Origin of the sequence: Streptomyces sp. NPDC029044 (assembly GCF_040637495.1) — a bacterium.
Lineage (GTDB): Bacteria > Actinomycetota > Actinomycetes > Streptomycetales > Streptomycetaceae > Streptomyces.
On sequence record NZ_JBEZWN010000043.1, the window covers coordinates 18,866 to 35,339 of the forward strand.

A 16,474-nucleotide genomic window follows, 5' to 3' on the forward strand; every position below is an offset into this window, starting at 1 on the left:
GCTCAGCTGGCGAGATCGCCTGGGTCGGTGGCCTGGAGGTCGACGACACGTGTGGGGTCGTCCCACAGGAATCCGACGTTCCGGGCCAGGTACTGGACCGCGTCCTCCGCGCCGCTCTCGGCGTTCAGACGCATGCGGTGCATGACGGAAGGAAGCTGCACGGGCATCGAGACGGCCGCGAAGACCGCGGTCACCACCTCGCGCCTCTCCTCGATGAACTCGCCCCGGCGGTCCCAGACGGCCAGCCCGATCCCTTCCGCGATCGCCGCTTTGAGCGCCTCCAGGGCGGGAGCCCCGTTCGGTGCGTCCAACAGCACTGCCGTCTTTGTGGATTCCCCGGCGAGCGCGATCTGCCACGCGCGCTGCCGGCGGGCGTCCGCTTCGCGCCAGGCGTGCACCGTGATCCCGTGCCGCTTCAGGGCCGCCCAGCGCCGCTGCCACTGCTGGCGGACCACGGCGTTGTCCGTACGCATGCGTTCCAGGCTGCGTAGATGGACCCCGTACCGCAGGCTGAGCGGAGTGGGCTCCCCGTCGCCCACGGCGAACGTCAACCCCGCCACATCGTGGTTCATCAGATCGTACGGAAGGAGGAACTCCACGTACGCAGGCGGCTCCTGGAGTCCGCGCGGCTCGGGTTCGCGGGGGACCAGCCAGAGGCGGGTGCCGCGCCGGAGCGCCTCGTCCACGGCTCGTCCGAGGTCGTCCAGGGGGACCGTCTCGGGTTCGCCGGGGCGGGGGTCCCAGCGCCCCGGGGTGGCGTTGGTCCAGGTCCGCACGACGACGTCCTGGCTGCCGTCCCGGGCCGGTTCGACGGCGACGACGAGGGTGCGGGGAATGTCCGGCGACCACACCACCGCCGCGCGTCTGTCCCGGCGTCCGCCCAACTCCGCGGTCAGGCCCGCGCGTGTGGTCCAGTCGTCGACCCAGCCGGTGAGCGCCAGGCGGTGCTCGACGGTTCCGGCGAGACGGGCGGCGTGGTCGAGGAGCAGGACGGCGGGCGGCAGACCGTCGTCCTGCGCGTTCCATTCGAGAAGGTGCGTGAAGAGCTGTTCGGGGGTGAGTCCGTCGGGGAGGTCCAGGCCGGCGAGTTCCTCGGCCAGACCGTCCCGTAACCGTGCGGAGGGCAGGTCTCCGCGGGAGAGCGCCACGCGTGCGCTCTTCTCGTCCTCCTTGGACAGCGGTCCGGCCAGGACGGGGGCGGGAGCGATCAGCCGGTCGAGTTCGTCCCCGGCCGGGGCTCCTTCGAGGATGCGGACCACCCCGACCAGTACGTGCTCGCCGCCCGCCACGCTCAGCGCAGCGGTCACCAGACTCACCACGTCCTCACGGAGCCTGACGCCACGGATGTCCACCGGCCGGTGGAGCTGGCCGCCCAGGAGACCGGCGAACTGCACCCGGCTCGGCGCGTCCTCCACGCAGCCCAGCTCGCAGAGGACGTCCGTGAGCCGTAGGAGCAGCTCGAAATCCGGCTGATGTCCCGAAGCGCCGCCGAACTCGCCGGGCGCCGTACCTGTCCGCACCGACTTTCCCCCTGAGTCGGTTCACCTGTCTGGGCAGACCAGCGAAGTTAGCACGGCAACCAGCGGTTAACCAGGGACGAATGGGACCGGAAGGGCGACGTCCGGCCAGGAGCGTCCCAGGCGGACAAGCCTGGCCGGAATCACACCACCACCGGCTCACAGCCGCGGGTCGACCGGCTCCGACTCCAGGGCCAGCACCCCGAACACCGCCTCGTGCACCCGCCACAGCGGCTCGCCCTCGGCCAGCCGGTCCAGGGCCTCCAGCCCCAGGGCGTACTCGCGGATCGCCAGGGACCGCTTGTGGTTGAGGAACCGCGAGCGCAGACGGGCGAGGTTCTCCGGGCGCGTGTACTCCGGGCCGTAGATGATCCGCAGGTACTCACGGCCGCGGCACTTGATGCCGGGCTGCACCAGGCGCCCCTGGCCGTCGCGGACCACCGCGCCGACCGGCTTGACGACCATGCCCTCGCCGCCGCGGCCGGTCATCTCCAGCCACCAGTCGACGCCGGCCCGCACCGACTCCGGGTCGGCGGTGTCGACGTAGAGCCGCCGGGTGGTCCGGAGCAGGCCGCTGCCGTCGTGCTCGACGAGCCGGTCGAGCAGGGCGAGCTGCTCGTCGTGCGGCAGCCCGGTGAGGCTGCGGCCCTGGACCGCGAGGATCTGGAACGGTGCCAGGCGCACGCCCTCCAGACCGTCCGTCGTCCAGCAGTAGCGGCGGTAGGCCTCGGTGAACGCGGCCGCGTCGCTGGCCCGTTCACCGGTGCGGGACAGCAGGCCCGCCACGTCGACGCCACGCGCCGCCGCGCCCTGGAGAGCGCCCAAGACCTGCGGGAGCACCGCGCCGGAGGCGGCGCCCACGGCGGCGTACTGCGAGCGCAGCAGTCCGGACGCCTTCAGCGACCAGGGCATCAGCTCGGCGTCCAGCAGCAGCCAGTCCGTCTCCAGCTCGTCCCAGAGGCCGGCCTCGCCGATCGCCGTGCGCACCCGGTCGAGGATCTCCTCGGTGAGGGCGGCGTCGTCGAGGAAGGGGCGCCCGGTGCGCGTGTAGAGCGACCCTGTCGGGCCGTCCACGCCGAAGCGCTTGCGGGCGGCCTCGGCGTCGCGGCACACCAGGGCCACCGCCCGCGAGCCCATGTGCTTCTCCTCGCACACGACCCGCGCGACTCCGTCGTCCTTGTACTGGGCGAAGGCCTCCTCGGGGTGCTCCAGGTACCCCTCGACGTGACTGGTGGCCGTCGGGGCCATGGTCGGCGGGAGGTACGGCAGCAGCCGCGGGTCCACCGCGAAGCGGCTCATGACCTCCAGGGCCGCCGCCGCGTTCTCCTCGCGGATCGCGACGCGGCCCTGGTGCCGGGTCTCCACGACCCTGCGGCCCCGCACGTCCGCCAGGTCCAGCGGACGGCCGTCCTGCCCGCCGGGCGCCTCGGAGCGCAGCGGTTTCGTCGGCTCGTACCAGACCTGCTCCGCCGGGACGTCGGCCAGCTCGCGCTCCGGCCAGCGCAGCGCGGTGAGCTTGCCGCCGAAGACCGCGCCGGTGTCCAGGCAGATGGTGTTGTTGAGCCAGGTGGCCTCCGGCACCGGGGTGTGGCCGTAGACGACGGCGGCCCGGCCGCGGTAGTCCTCCGCCCACGGGTAGCGCACCGGCAGGCCGAACTCGTCGGTCTCGCCGGTGGTGTCGCCGTACAGGGCGTGGCTGCGGACCCGGCCTGAGGTACGGCCGTGGTACCTCTCGGGCAGACCGGCGTGGCAGACGACGAGCCGGCCGCCGTCGAGGACGTAGTGGCTGACGAGACCGTCGAGGAACTCCCGTACCTCGGCGAGGAACTCCTCGCTCTCGCCTGCCATCTGCTCGATGGTCTCGGCCAGGCCGTGGGTGTGCTGGACCTTGCGGCCGCGCAGGTACCGGCCGTACTTGTTCTCGTGGTTGCCGGGCACGCACAGGGCGTTGCCGGACTTCACCATCGCCATCACGCGGCGCAGCACGCCGGGGCTGTCCGGGCCGCGGTCGACCAGGTCGCCGACGAAGACGGCCGTGCGACCGTCCGGGTGGACGCCGTCGACGTAGCCCAGCTTGCCGAGCAGCGCCTCCAGTTCGGCGGCGCAGCCGTGGATGTCGCCGATGATGTCGAACGGGCCGGTGAGGTGGGTGAGGTCGTTGAAGCGCTTCTCGGTGACGATCGTGGCGTTCTCGACCTCCTCCACGCCGCGCAGGATGTGCACCTTGCGGAAGCCCTCGCGCTCCAGGTGCCGCAGCGAGCGGCGCAGTTCGCGGGTGTGGCGGTGGATGACCCGGCGGGGCATGTCGGCGCGGTCGGTGCGGGCCGCGTTGCGTTCGGCGCACACCTCCTCGGGCACGTCGAGCACGATGGCGATCGGCAGCACGTCGTACTGCTTGGCCAGGTCGATGAGCTGGCGGCGGGCGTCGGACTGCACGCTGGTCGCGTCCACGACCGTGCGGCGGCCGGCGGCCAGGCGCTTGCCGGCGATGTAGTGCAGGACGTCGAAGGCGTCCTTGGTGGCGCCCTGGTCGTTCTCGTCGTCCGAGACCAGGCCGCGGCAGAAGTCGGACGAGATGACCTCGGTGGGCTTGAAGTGCCGGCGGGCGAAGGTGGACTTGCCGGAGCCGGTGGCCCCGACCAGCACCACCAGGGACAGGTCGGTGACGGGCAGCACGCGCCCCTGCTGTGTGTCGGTCATGCCGCCTTCGCCTCCTTCGGGCTGGTCTGGGTGAACACGGCCATCTGGGTGGGCGGTCCCACCTCGGGGTCGTCGGGGCCGACGGGTTCGAACGCGACGCCGTAGCCGTGCCGTTCGGCCACCGCCTCGGCCCAGGCCCGGAACTGCGCGCGGGTCCACTCGAAGCGGTGGTCGCCGTGCCGGACGTGGCCGGCCGGGAGGGACTCCCAGCGCACGTTGTACTCGACGTTGGGGGTGGTCACGAGGACCGTCCTCGGACGGGCGGAGCCGAACACGGCGTACTCCAGGGCGGGCAGCCGGGGCAGGTCGAGGTGCTCGATGACCTCGCTGAGCACGGCGGCGTCGTATCCCTTGAGCCGGACGTCGGTGTACGCGACGGAGCCCTGGAAGAGCTGGACGCGCGAGGCCTGCCGCTCACCCATGCGGTCCAGCTTGAGCCGCCGGGAGGCGATGGTGAGGGCGCGCATCGACACGTCGACGCCGACGATCTCGGTGAACGCCGGGTCCTTGAGCAGGGTCTGCACCAACTGGCCCTGCCCGCAGCCGAGGTCGAGGACGCGGGCGGCGCCGGACTGCCGGAGCGCCGTGACGATCGCCTCGCGGCGCTGCACGGCCAGCGGGGTCGGCTTCTCCTCGGCCTCGGTCTCCGCCTCGACCGCGTTGTCGATCTCCTCGACCTCGCTGTCGTCGGCCTCGGCGAGGCGCACCAGTTCCAGGCGCTCGGTGGCCTGCCGGGTCAGCGACCAGCGGCGGGACAGGTAGCGGCTGGTGATCAGGCGCTGCTCCGGGTGGCCGGACAGCCAGCCCTCGCCGACGCGCAGCAGCTTGTCGACCTCGTCGGGGGCGACCCAGTAGTGCTTGGCGTCGTCGAGGACGGGGAGCAGGACGTACAGGTGCCGCAGGGCCTCGGCGAGGGTGAGCGCGTCCGATTCCAGGACCAGGCTCACGTACCGCGAGTCGCCCCAGTCGGGGAACTCGGTGTCCAGCGGAACGGGCTCGGCGGTGACGGTCCACCCGAGCGGCTCGAAGAGCTTGCGCACGAGGTCGGGGCCGCCGCGGGCGGGCAGCGCGGGCACCTCGACGCGCAGCGGCCTGGGCCGGCCGGGCAGCTCCGGCCGGGCGTTGCAGACGCCCTTCATCGCGCTGGAGAAGACGCTGCTCAGCGCCACGGCGAGCAGGGAGGAGGCCGCGTAGGGGCGGTCGTTGACGTACTGCGCGAGTGCCGCGTCCGGGGCTCCGCCGCGGCCCTTGCCCTTGCCGCGCCTGACCAGTGCCACCGCGTCGACCTCCAGCAGCAGCGCCGCCGTGCAGCGCCCGGCTTCGGCCTCGGGGTAGAGGACGTGGGCCGTGCCGTAGGAGGTGGAGAACGCCTGCGCCTTGTCGGGGTGCTTGTGCAGCAGGTAGCCGAGGTCGGTGGCGGGACGCTCAGGGGTGCCGGTGGTGGTGATCGTCAGGAACATGCGGAGGGCCTCTCCGGCTGGGTGGATGTTGTTCGTGCCGTACGTGCGCGAGCCCCCAGGATGGTGATCCTGGGGGCTCGGCAGGACGACGCCCACAGCTTCGCACACCTGTGCCCACCAGCGCCTTCGTTTATCGAGGGCGGTCGGGCGGGCCCTCTACGACAGCTGCGACTGCACCTGCGCGGAGATCAGCTCCAGATGGTCGAGGTCGTCGAGGTCGAGGACCTGGAGGTAGATGCGGCGGGAGCCGATCGCGGCGTAGCGGCCGATCTTGTCGACGACCTCGGCCGGGGAGCCGGCCAGGCCGTTGAGCTTCAGCTCGTCCACCTCGCGGCCGATCGCGGCGGCCCGGCGGGCGACCTCCGCGTCGTCCCGGCCGACGCAGACGACGAGGGCGTTGGAGTACGTCAGCTCGTCGCCGCCGCGGCCCGCTTCCTCGGCTGCCGCGCGGACCCGGTCGAACTGGCGCTCGCTGTCCTCCACCGAGGCGAAGGGCATGTTGAACTCGTCGGCGTACTCGGCGGCCAGCCGCGGGGTGCGGGAGGGGCCGTGGCCGCCGACGAGCACGGGGATCTTCCGCTGCGCGGGCTTGGGCAGGGCGGGAGAGTCCGCGAGGTCGTAGTAGGTGCCGTGGAAGTCGAAGGTCTTGCCGGGTTCCGTCGCCCACAGGCCGGTGACGATCTCCAGCTGCTCTTCCAGGCGGGCGAACTTCTCCTTGGGGAAGGGGATGCCGTAGGCCTTGTGCTCCTCCTCGAACCAGCCCGCGCCGAGGCCCAGTTCGACCCGGCCGCCGGACATCTGGTCGACCTGGGCGACCTGGATGGCGAGCACGCCGGGCAGCCGGAAGGTGCCGGCGGTCATGAGGGTGCCGAGCCGGATGCGCTTGGTCTCCCGGGCGAGTCCGGCCAGGGTGATCCAGGCGTCGGTCGGGCCGGGCAGGCCGTCCCCGTTGCCCATGCGGAGGTAGTGGTCCGACCGGAAGAAGGCGTCGAAGCCCAGGTCCTCGGTGGCCTTGGCGACGGTGAGCAGAGTGTCGTAGGCGGCCCCCTGCTGGGGCTCGGTGAAGATGCGAAGATCCATGCTTCCATCCTGCACGCCGGGGTGTGCGGCCTCGGGATCGGTCCCCCGTCCACGCCGGTCCCCGGTCGGGTGAAATTACGTCAATACCGCAGCCGCCGCCCGACCCGGCCAGTGACCGGCCCCGGTGGTGATCGTTGGCTCGGGCGGAGCCGGAGCCCCCGGCTTCCGCACCGGGGGTGGACCGCCGGGGCGTCACCCGTGTCGGCCTCCGAGGGGGGCCGGGGGCCGAGGAGGCCGTCATGTCCGAAGAGACCGTGCCGCAGCAGGGCGGGAGCGGGCAGCCCAAGGGGCTGTTGCAGCAGATGGAGGAGCTGATGGCGGCATTGAACGCGGATTTGTCGGCGTTGGACGCGGATCTTCAGGCCGCGGGGGATTGCGAGCGCGGGGTCGTCGAGGAGGGGCAGGCGGGTTAGGGACTTTCCCCGCCCCGCCTCACCCCGCCTCCCGCTCCGGCAGGGTCTGTTCCCGGTCCGCGAGTCTGCGGAGCATCTCCAGGACGCGGTCGCGGGACTCGTCCGCCGCGTCGATGGCCTCCATGCACTGCCAGTACGTGCCCTCGTCGTCGGCTGAGCTGGCCAGGGCGACGAGGGCGATGCCGACCTCGCCGAGGAGTCCGCCGAGGTACATCAGGGTGTGGCGGGCGTCGCCCAACTCGGTGAGCTGGCCCGCCCGCAGCTCACCGGGGGCCAGTTCCGGCGGGTCGAGGACGCCGCAGCCCCGGCCCGCCAGCTCCGTCAACCCCAGGGCCTCACCGCGCAGTTCGGGCGGTCCGGCGACCGCGAGGCGGCTGCCTATGGCTTGCGCGAGGGCCTGCGCCTGCCACACCTCGGTCAGGGTCTCCCGCGCGCCGCCGCCCGCCGCCAGGGACCGCCTGCTCGTCACGATGAGCCGCACCGCGTCCATGCGCTGCCCCCGTCTTGTCCGACGCGCTGCGCGCGTCCGTCTGCCCGCACTCCCTTGTTCACTACCCAGAGTGAAGGGGTGTGAGACGAAAAGCCAGAGGAAGGTGGAAAATTGCGGACAACGATTCGGATTCGAGCCGCGTTTCGATTACGCAGCGTGCAAACGGAGTTGTTCGTTCTGTGCAGCGGGGACGGTGCCGCTAGATCGGGAACCTCCGCTCGTTCCGGTCGATCTTCGCGTCCAGCGCCGCCAGCGGGTCGATGCCGAGCACCTCGCACAGCTGGAGCAGATAGGCGAGCACGTCGGCGACCTCGTCGGTGACGCGGTGCGCGGTGTCCGGGTCGGCCATGACCCGGGCCGACTCCTCGGGGGTCAGCCACTGGAAGATCTCGACCAGTTCGGAGGCCTCCACACTGAGGGCGGCGGCCAGGTTCTTGGGGGTGTGGTACTGCTGCCAGTGCCGCGCGGCCGCGAAATCGGCCAGGCGACGTTGCAGTCCGGCCACGTCCAGGGGATCAGTCACGGTCCAGGTGTACCACCGTCGCCCCCTCCGTCCCGGCGGCCCAGGAGCCGTCGCTGACCGCGCCGACCAGCCGGATGTGCCCCCGCTCGCACATCCGGGCCGCCAACCGCAGCAGTTCGAGCCGCTGTCGCGCATCCAGGCCCCGGTCGAAGCCGTCGGCGAGGACCGTGAGCGTCTGGAGCGCGGCGGGCACCTCGCCGGCCGGGTCGACCTCCAGCACGTCCGGCCCGGTGAGCAGCACCAGCGCGAGGGCCACGTAGCGCAGTTCACCGTCGCCGAGCCGTCGCAGGTCCGTGCGGACGCCGTCGCCCCGGTCGAGCGCGGCGCGGACCGTTCCCGTGGCCTCCTCCGCCCGGGCGAGTACGTCCGCCACCGGCCCCGCGCACCCCGCCCGCACCGCCGCCACGAACTGCGCGTGCCGCCGCCCGCACTCGGCGCGGGTCCGCCACAGCACGTCGGCGAGGTTGCCGCAGCCGCCCAGCAGCCGGCCGGAGCCGGCCGTCACGGAGCCGCGCATGCGGGCGGGTTCGGGGTCGACGGCGAAGGCGGAGCGCAGGGCGACGACCATCTGTTCGGCGGCCGCCAGCACCCTGCGCTGCCCGGATGTCTTGCCGGCCACGCGCAGCGGCAGCAGGGCGGTGCCGAGCCGGTCGTCCGGGAGCGGGCCGCGGGTCACCGGTGTCGGTCCGGCCGTGTGCCAGGCGGCCTGCACGGCGCGCTTGCCCGGGTCGCGCAGGGCGGTCTCCAGGAGGACCAGCCCGTCGGACGTCAACCGCTCGCCCACGACCCGCAGTTCGGGCTCGGCCTGCACGGCCACGTCGAGGCGGACCGGGCCTGCGGGGCCGTCGGCCGTGCAGCCGATGCGGAAGCCGCGGCGGCGCTGGGCGTCCGGCCGGGCCCGTTCCGGGACGCAGGCGGTGGGATCGGGGAACGCCTCGCCGAGGTGGGCGCCGCCCCCGAGCCGGGCGAGGGCCTCGTACGCCCGCAGCGCGCTGGTCTTGCCGCTGCCGCTGGGGCCGGCGAGGAGGGTGAGGGGCCCGAGCGGGAACGCGGCGCGGCGGTGGGCAGTGAAGGCGGCCAGGCGCAGTTCGGTGACGCGGGGACGGTCGGGGAGGGCGGGCTGGGTCATGTCCGGACGGTAGGGCTCCGCCGGCAGGACGAACCGTTCCGTCTCCGGGGGCTTCCTACGATCGAGCTACGGTCACGCCGGTGGTCACACCCCGGGCAGGCCCGCTCCCTCCATCAGCCCGGTCACCTCGGTCCCCGCGGGGGTCAGCAGGAACACGTTGCGGTCCACCCGGTGCATCCCGCTCGCCAGGCCGAAGACGACGCCGGTGCTGAAGTCGAGGACCCGCTTGGCGACCTCCGTCTCCGCGCCGGTGAGGTCGAGGAGGACGGGGACGCCCGCCATCAGCCGCTCGGCGACGTCACGGGCGTCGGCGAAGACGTTCACGCGCAGGACGACGAAACGGCGGCGGGTCTCCGTCTCGGCCTCGGGTATGGACCGGTGGCCGACGGCGGACGGCCAGGCGTCCCGGCCTCGCAGCGGCACGACCTGGGCGAGCCCCTCCCACTGTTCGTCGGTGACATCGTGGCTGTTCACCGGCATGCTCCGTCCTGGCTCGCACTCGCTGTCTGCATCGGGCAATTCTTGCGCAGAGTCACCCGTTCGGCCCAACAGCGACACGCTCCGCGACCTCAATGCACCTCACAACGGCTGGAAGGCGGCTGTGTGACGGGCGTAACTGCTCGTGATCAAGTGATGTGACACCTGCGTAACGGGATGTTCGTACCGTCGACGGCATGACCACGACTCCCCGGCCGCAGCAGGAGACGCAGCGGGTGCGCACCGTCTGCTCGTACTGCGGTGTGGGCTGCGGCCTGGTACTGGATGTCGGTGCGGGCCCGGACGGGCGGCGCACGGTTCTGAAGGCCTCGGGTGACAAGGCTCACCCCGCCAACGCGGGGCGGCTGTGCACCAAGGGCGCGACCACCGCCGACATGCTCGCCGCGCCCGGGCGGCTGACCGGCGCGCTCGTGCGGGACGCGCGGGGCGAGGAGCCGGTCCCCGCGCCCGTGGCCGACGCGATCGCCGAGACCGCCGCGCGGCTGCGGGCAATCGTCGACGAGCACGGGCCGGACGCGGTCGCCTTCTACGTCTCCGGGCAGCTGAGCCTGGAGGCGCAGTACCTGGCGAACAAGCTGGCCAAGGGGTTCGTCGGCACGAACCGGATCGAGTCGAACTCACGGCTGTGCATGGCGAGCGCCGGCACCGGCTACAAGCTGTCGCTGGGTGCGGACGGGCCGCCCGGGTCGTACGACGACTTCGATCAGGCGGACACCTTCCTCGTGATCGGGTCGAACATGGCCGACTGCCATCCGATCCTCTTCCTGCGGATGATGGAGCGGGTCAAGGCGGGCGCCAAGCTGATCGTCGTCGATCCGCGGCGGACCGCGACCGCCGCCAAGGCCGATCTGTTCCTCCAGGTCAGGCCGGGGACCGACCTCGCGCTGCTGAACGGCCTGCTGCACCTGCTGCTGGAGAACGGGCACACCGACCCGGCGTTCGTCGCGGACCACACCGAGGGCTGGGAGGCGCTGCCCGGGTTCCTCGCCGACTACCACCCGGAGGCCGTCGCCGGGATCACCGGGCTCGCCGAGGACGACCTCAGGGAGGCGGCCCGGATCATCGGGGCGGCCGGGAAGCGGTGGATGAGCTGCTGGACGATGGGCCTCAACCAGTCCACGCACGGCACCTGGAACACCAACGCCCTGGTCAACCTGCATCTGGCGACGGGAGCGATCTGCCGTCCGGGGGCCGGGCCGTTCTCGCTGACCGGGCAGCCCAACGCCATGGGCGGGCGCGAGATGGGCTACATGGGGCCGGGGCTGCCCGGGCAGCGGTCGGTGCTCGTCGCGGAGGATCGGGCGTTCACCGAGGAGGTGTGGGAGCTGCCGCCCGGGACGCTACGGGCCGACGGGGTCGGGCAGGGCACGGTCGAGATGTTCCGGCAGATGGCCGACGGGGAGATCAAGGCCTGCTGGATCATCTGCACCAACCCGGTCGCCTCGGTCGCCAACCGCCGCACGGTCATCGAGGGTCTGGAAGCCGCCGAGTTCGTCGTCACGCAGGACGTGTTCGCGGACACCGAGACGAACGCGTACGCCGACGTCGTCCTGCCCGGGGCGATGTGGACCGAGGCCGAGGGGGTGTTCGTCAACAGCGAGCGCAACCTCACGCTGACCCGGCAGGCGGCGGACCCGCCCGGGGAGGCGATGGCCGACTGGCGGATCATCGCCGAGGTGGCGTGCGCGATGGGCTACGAGAAGGGGTTCTCCTACGACAGCGCCGAGCAGGTCTTCGACGAGATCCGGCGGTTCTGGAACCCGAAGACCGGCTGGGACCTGCGCGGGGTGTCCTACGAGCGGCTGCGCGAGAGGCCCGTGCAGTGGCCGGCCGCGCGGGAGGACGGGCCGGAGCGCAATCCGATCCGGTACGTGGACGACGAGGGGCTGCGCTTCCCGACGGCTTCCGGGCGGGCCGCCTTCTTCGCGCGGCCGCACCTGCCCGCCGCCGAGATGCCGGACGACGACTATCCGTTCGTGCTCAACACCGGGCGGGTGCAGCACCAGTGGCACACGCTCACCAAAACCGGGAAGGTCGCCAAGCTCTCCAAGCTGAACCCCGGGCCGTTCGTGGAGCTCCATCCGGCGGACGCCACGGCGCTCGCTGTCTCCGACGGCGATCTCGTGGAGGTCGCCTCGCGGCGCGGACGGGCCGTGCTGCCCGCGGTGGTGACGGACCGGGTACGGCCCGGCTGCTGCTTCGCGCCGTTCCACTGGAACGACCTGTTCGGCGAGTACCTGAGCATCAACGCGGTGACGAGCGACGCGGTGGATCCGCTGTCGTTCCAGCCGGAGTTCAAGGTGTGCGCGGTGTCGCTGGCGAAGGTGGCGTCCCCGGCTTCCGCGCCGCAGTCACCGGCCCTGACGCCCACGACCGTGACGCCGGGCGGCGCGGACCCCTTCGGCCTCGAACCCTCCCCTCCCCCGGTGCTCTCCGCCCAGGAGCGCCGGTACCTCACCGGCTTCCTCGCCGGGCTCGGCTCGGGCGCCCCGGGGGTGCCGGTGCTGCCTCCCGACGCGCCCTTCTCCCCCGAGCACGCCCTGTGGGTGAACGGCGTTCTCGCCGGCATGTACTCCCGGACCGGGGCCGCCGTGCCGCAGGAGCGGTCCGGGCGGGAGGTCGTCGTGCTCTGGGCCTCGCAGACCGGGAACGCGGAGGAGTTCGCCACCGCCACGGCCGAACGGCTGACCTCGACGGGGCACCGTACGACCCTCGTCGGCATGGACGACGCCGATGTCGGGACGCTCGCCCGCACCGCGGACCTGCTGTTCATCACCAGCACCTTCGGGGACGGCGACGCACCCGACAACGGCTCCGGCTTCTGGGACGCGCTCTGCGGTGAGCAGGCCCCTCGGCTGGACGGGGTGCGGTACGCCGTGCTGGCCTTCGGCGACTCCTCCTACGACGACTTCTGCGGGCACGGGCGACGGCTGGACGCACGGCTCGACGAGCTGGGCGGGGTGCGGCTGGCCCCGCGCACGGACTGCGAGCCGGACTTCGAGCCGTCCGCCGGGGAGTGGCTCGACCAGGTGCTGTCCGCGCTGGGCGGCACGGCTGCCGCCCCCGTCGCCGAGCCCGGGACGAGGGCGAGGGCGAAGACCGTCACCACCGCCCGGCTGGTCGGCAACCGGCTGCTCAGCGGGGCCGGTGCGGGCAAGGAGGTCCGGCGGTTCACCTTCGACACGAGCGGGACGGACCTGGCGTACGAGGCCGGGGACGCGCTCGGGGTGCGGCCGGTCAACGCGCCCGCCCTGGTGGAGGAGTGGCTGGCGGTGACCGGCGTGGACGCCGGGTCGGCCGTGCTGGTCGACGGCGTCGGTGAGGTGCCGTTCGGCGAGGCCCTGCACCGGCATCTCGACATCACCCGGATCACCCCCGACCTGCTCCGCTTCGTCGCCGAACGCGCCCGGGACAAGCACGAGTTGCGCAGGCTGCTGCGGCCGGACAACAAGGACGGGCTGGCGCAGTGGAGCTGGGGGCGGCAGGCGGTGGACGTGCTGGCCGAGTACGCGGTGCGGGCGGGCGCCGAGGAGTGGGCCGGGGTGCTGCGCAGGCTCCAGCCGAGGCTGTACTCCATATCGTCCAGTCCGCTGGCCGAACCCCACCGGGTGTCGCTGACGGTGTCCGTGGTGCGGTACGAGAACCTGCACGGCCGGGCACGCGGCGGGGTCTGCTCGCCGTACCTCGCGGACGCCGGACCGGACACGGAGGTGCCGGTGTTCGTGCAGCGCTCGCCGCACTTCCGGCCCCCGGCGGACGCCTCGACGCCGATGATCATGGTCGGCCCGGGCACCGGCGTGGCGCCCTTCCTCGGCTTCCTCCAGGAGCGGCGTGCGCTCGGCCACCGGGCCCCCAACTGGCTGTTCTTCGGGGAGCAGCACCGGGCGACGGACTTCTACTACGAGGACGAGCTGACGGCGCTGCGCGACGAGGGCACCCTCACCCGTCTCGACACCGCGTTCTCCCGGGACCAGCGCAACAAGGTGTACGTGCAGGACCGGATGCGCGAGCACGGGCCGGAGCTGTGGCACTGGCTGCGCGACGGGGCCCGCTTCTACGTCTGCGGCGACGCCTCCCGGATGGCGAAGGACGTGGACCGGGCGCTGCGGGACATCGCGGTGGCGCACGGCGGACTGGGCGAGGCGGAGGCCGCCGCGTATGTGAAGCAGCTCGCGGCGGACAAGCGGTACGTGCGGGACGTGTACTGACCGGGACGCGTACCGACAGGTCCTGTACTGATCTGGCGGGTCCGCGGGGCCCCTTACTCGGATCACACCGGAATCTTCACCTCCCTCCGGGTCCCGCTCACCGGCGGCGATTAGCGTCCTGCGGCGTGTACTCGGCAGAAACGACGCTGGTCGTGCCCGGTCCTCGCACGCAGTCCGCGGAGCCGGCCCCGCCCGCTCCCCCGGCCCAGTGGCACCGCGTCCTGACCCTGCTCGCCGACATCGGCCTGCTGATCGGTACGCGGGCGGTGTGGACGTCGGCGGCCGGTCACCGGCCGGCCGTGGCCGCGGTGATCTCGCTGTGCTACGCCTCGATCCTGGTGTGCGGGGTGCTGGCCCTGGTCGTCCGCCGGGCCCGGTCGCTGGCCCGGGTGGACAGGTGCGTGCTGGTGACGGGCGTGACGCTCACCCTGTGCGCGTGGATCATGCTCCACAACGGCTCCGACGAGGCCCTGCTCACCACCCAGGCGGCGCGGGAACTGGCCGCGGGGCACCCGGTGTACGGGCAGCCGTGGCCCTGGCTCTTCGGTCACGGCGTCGCCCTCACCCCGACGGTGACCGGCGGCTACGACCTGACGTACGGCTATCCCCCACTGGCGCCGCTGCTGGCGGTGCCGCTGCTGTGGCTGTGCCACGGCGGCACTCCGGCGACGGCGGTGAGCACGGGCACGCTGATCGCCGGGACGGTCGCGCTGTGGCGGATGCTGCCGATGCCGTGGCGGTCGGCGGCGACCCTGGTGTGTCTGGGCTTCGGGATGCTGCCGTCGTACGGGCGGCTCGGCTACCCGGCGATCGTGGCGCTGGCGTTGCTGGTGCCGGTGGTGGTGCGCTGGACCCGGACCGGCGTGGGCGGCCGGCTCGGGGCCGCGGGTCTGGCGCGGGCCGCGTGTCTGGGGCTGGCGTGCGCCGCGCAGCAACTCCCGTGGTTCCTGGCGCCGTTCCTGCTGGCCGGGATCTACGCGGTGCGGCGCGGCGAGCTGGGCGGGCGGGCGGCGGCGCTGGTGGTGGCGCGGTTCGCCGGGGTCGCGGCCGTCGGGTGGCTGCTGGTCAACGCGTACTTCGTGGTGAGCGAGCCGGGGCGCTGGCTCACCGGGATCGCCCTGCCCCTCACCCAGGGGGCGGTGCTGCACGGCCAGGGCGTGGTCGGCGTCTCGCTGTACCTGACGGACGGCAGCGACCGGATCGACTGGTACTCCCGCGCGAGCCTGCTGCTCCTCGCCGGGCTGCTCGCGCTGTTCGTGCTGTTCGTACGGCGGCTGGGACCGGCGGCGACCGTACTGCCCTGGTGCGCCTTCTATCTGGCGACGCGGTCGCAGGACGGCTACTACCTGCTCATGACGCCGCTGTGGCTGGCGTCGGCGGTGACCGCTCCGGCGTCGGCGTTCGCCGGGGCGTGGCAGCCGCGTCCGGGCCCGCTGCCGGGCCCGCTGCCGGGCCTGCTGCCGGGCCTGCTGCCGGGGTCGCGCCGCAGCACGGCGCGCATCGCCGTGACGGTCCTGCTGCTGGCGCCGGCGCTGGTCGCCGCGGCCGTGGCGGCGACGGGCACACCGCCCCTGCGGATGCGGGTCACGGCGGTCCGCCACCCCAGCGCGGCGACCGTCTCGCGCCTCGCCCTGAAGGTCACCAACACCGGTGACGCGGCCCTCAGTCCGCACTTCACCCTGACCACGGGGCAGGGCATGGACCCGTACTGGCGGGTGGTCCGGGGCCCGCGGACCCTGCCCGCGCACGGCACCGCACGCTACGAACTCCGACCGCCCGCGGGCCGCTTCACGCTGCCCCGGACGGGCGGGCGGATCCGGCTGCGCGCGTTCACGGCGTCGCCGCAGACCCTGTCGAGCACGGATGTGCAGGCAGCGGTGCGCGGCGGGCCGACTGACGTCGGCGTCAGGCCGTGACCCGGGTGAAGCGGAGGGTGGCGGCGACCGTGGCCCGGCCGCGGATCATGCCCAGCTGGTTCCAGTCCATGCCGAACTGCTCGCGGTCCACGGTGAACTCGGCGTCCAGGGTGATGCCCGCGGCGTCCCGGTCCGTCACGCGCGCGTCCAGGGACAGCGGCCTGCTGATGCCGCGCACGGTCAACTGGCCGATGACGTGCACCCGGTCACCGTCGCGGAGTTCGGCGCTGCGGGCCGCGAAGGTGATCTCGGGGTGGTGGCCGGCGTCGAAGAAGTGCTCCGACCTCAGGTGGGTGTCGCGCTTGGCGTGCCCGGTGTCCAGGGAGGCGACGTCGAAGGCCAGAGTGCCGACGGCGGACCCGTCGGGGCGGACCTCGCCCGTGCCGCTGACGGCGCCGAACGATCCCTTCACGGTGACCAGGCCCCACATGGTCCTGTGCCGGATGCCGACGGTCGAGGAGGTCGCGTCGAGCTGCCACTGTCCGGTTTCCACGGCGACGGTCATGGTCGTTCTCCTTGGGTTGCCGTTCTGGGTTTTCG

The 16,474-nt window shown here is 72.9% G+C and carries 12 protein-coding genes; 3 read left to right on the top strand and 9 right to left on the bottom strand.

Annotated features, from left to right (window positions below):
• Positions 1-2: 2 nt before the first annotated feature.
• The 4 genes from AB0E85_RS27925 to AB0E85_RS27940 form a co-directional block, all read right to left on the bottom strand.
• Positions 3-1,520, bottom strand: a complete 1,518-nt coding sequence (locus tag AB0E85_RS27925) for a hypothetical protein (protein ID WP_361932554.1) — start codon at positions 1,518-1,520, stop codon at positions 3-5.
• 156 nt (positions 1,521-1,676) lie between these two features.
• A complete protein-coding gene (locus AB0E85_RS27930; protein WP_361932557.1) occupies positions 1,677-4,217 on the bottom strand; it encodes a polynucleotide kinase-phosphatase in 2,541 nt (846 codons plus the stop codon).
• Positions 4,214-5,677, bottom strand: coding sequence for a 3' terminal RNA ribose 2'-O-methyltransferase Hen1 (locus tag AB0E85_RS27935; protein WP_361932560.1), 1,464 nt, complete (start codon positions 5,675-5,677; stop codon positions 4,214-4,216). Before AB0E85_RS27935 ends, AB0E85_RS27930 begins: the two co-directional genes overlap by 4 nt.
• A 156-nt stretch (positions 5,678-5,833) precedes the next feature.
• Positions 5,834-6,757, bottom strand: a complete 924-nt coding sequence (locus AB0E85_RS27940; RefSeq protein WP_361932563.1) for an LLM class F420-dependent oxidoreductase — start codon at positions 6,755-6,757, stop codon at positions 5,834-5,836.
• Between the two features lie 239 nt (positions 6,758-6,996).
• Between AB0E85_RS27940 and AB0E85_RS27945 the strand changes: the two genes are divergently transcribed.
• Complete coding sequence (locus AB0E85_RS27945) at positions 6,997-7,170, top strand: hypothetical protein (RefSeq protein WP_361932566.1); 174 nt, start codon at positions 6,997-6,999, stop codon at positions 7,168-7,170.
• 19 nt (positions 7,171-7,189) lie between these two features.
• Here AB0E85_RS27945 and AB0E85_RS27950 read toward each other — a convergent pair whose 3' ends face one another.
• From AB0E85_RS27950 to AB0E85_RS27965, 4 genes are all read right to left on the bottom strand, one after another.
• Positions 7,190-7,660 carry a DUF6099 family protein gene (locus tag AB0E85_RS27950; protein ID WP_361932569.1) on the bottom strand — a complete coding sequence of 157 codons (471 nt, stop codon included), beginning with the start codon at positions 7,658-7,660 and terminating at the stop codon, positions 7,190-7,192.
• Between the two features lie 199 nt (positions 7,661-7,859).
• Positions 7,860-8,183: a nucleotide pyrophosphohydrolase gene (locus AB0E85_RS27955; RefSeq protein ID WP_361932572.1), complete on the bottom strand. Its 324-nt coding sequence runs from the start codon at positions 8,181-8,183 to the stop codon at positions 7,860-7,862.
• Positions 8,176-9,312, bottom strand: a complete 1,137-nt coding sequence (locus AB0E85_RS27960) for an ATP-binding protein (protein WP_361932574.1) — start codon at positions 9,310-9,312, stop codon at positions 8,176-8,178. The genes AB0E85_RS27955 and AB0E85_RS27960 overlap by 8 nt, the downstream gene beginning before the upstream one ends.
• 84 nt (positions 9,313-9,396) lie before the next feature.
• Positions 9,397-9,792 (bottom strand): cell division protein SepF, encoded by a 396-nt coding sequence (locus AB0E85_RS27965; protein WP_030838486.1) that lies wholly within the window; start codon positions 9,790-9,792, stop codon positions 9,397-9,399.
• A 194-nt stretch (positions 9,793-9,986) separates the two neighbouring features.
• Between AB0E85_RS27965 and AB0E85_RS27970 the strand changes: the two genes are divergently transcribed.
• Positions 9,987-14,018 carry a bifunctional nitrate reductase/sulfite reductase flavoprotein subunit alpha gene (locus AB0E85_RS27970; RefSeq protein ID WP_361932577.1) on the top strand — a complete coding sequence of 1,344 codons (4,032 nt, stop codon included), beginning with the start codon at positions 9,987-9,989 and terminating at the stop codon, positions 14,016-14,018.
• Between the two features lie 125 nt (positions 14,019-14,143).
• Complete coding sequence (locus tag AB0E85_RS27975; protein WP_361932580.1) at positions 14,144-15,934, top strand: hypothetical protein; 1,791 nt, start codon at positions 14,144-14,146, stop codon at positions 15,932-15,934.
• On the opposite strand, the gene AB0E85_RS27980 is transcribed toward AB0E85_RS27975, so the two are convergent.
• A complete protein-coding gene (locus tag AB0E85_RS27980; RefSeq protein WP_361932583.1) occupies positions 15,924-16,439 on the bottom strand; it encodes a YceI family protein in 516 nt (171 codons plus the stop codon). The genes AB0E85_RS27975 and AB0E85_RS27980 overlap by 11 nt on opposite strands.
• Positions 16,440-16,474 lie beyond the last annotated feature (35 nt).

Excerpts from the sequence above, each read along its gene's own strand:
- AB0E85_RS27960 (WP_361932574.1), bottom strand. The coding sequence starts at position 9,312 with ATGACCCAGCCCGCCCTCCCCGACCGTCCCCGCGTCACCGAACTGCGC.
- AB0E85_RS27980 (WP_361932583.1), bottom strand. The coding sequence starts at position 16,439 with ATGACCGTCGCCGTGGAAACCGGACAGTGGCAGCTCGACGCGACCTCC.
- AB0E85_RS27945 (WP_361932566.1), top strand. The coding sequence starts at position 6,997 with ATGTCCGAAGAGACCGTGCCGCAGCAGGGCGGGAGCGGGCAGCCCAAG.
- AB0E85_RS27940 (WP_361932563.1), bottom strand. The coding sequence starts at position 6,757 with ATGGATCTTCGCATCTTCACCGAGCCCCAGCAGGGGGCCGCCTACGAC.
- AB0E85_RS27970 (WP_361932577.1), top strand. The coding sequence starts at position 9,987 with ATGACCACGACTCCCCGGCCGCAGCAGGAGACGCAGCGGGTGCGCACC.
- AB0E85_RS27950 (WP_361932569.1), bottom strand. The coding sequence starts at position 7,660 with ATGGACGCGGTGCGGCTCATCGTGACGAGCAGGCGGTCCCTGGCGGCG.
- AB0E85_RS27930 (WP_361932557.1), bottom strand. The coding sequence starts at position 4,217 with ATGACCGACACACAGCAGGGGCGCGTGCTGCCCGTCACCGACCTGTCC.
- AB0E85_RS27935 (WP_361932560.1), bottom strand. The coding sequence starts at position 5,677 with ATGTTCCTGACGATCACCACCACCGGCACCCCTGAGCGTCCCGCCACC.
- AB0E85_RS27965 (WP_030838486.1), bottom strand. The coding sequence starts at position 9,792 with ATGCCGGTGAACAGCCACGATGTCACCGACGAACAGTGGGAGGGGCTC.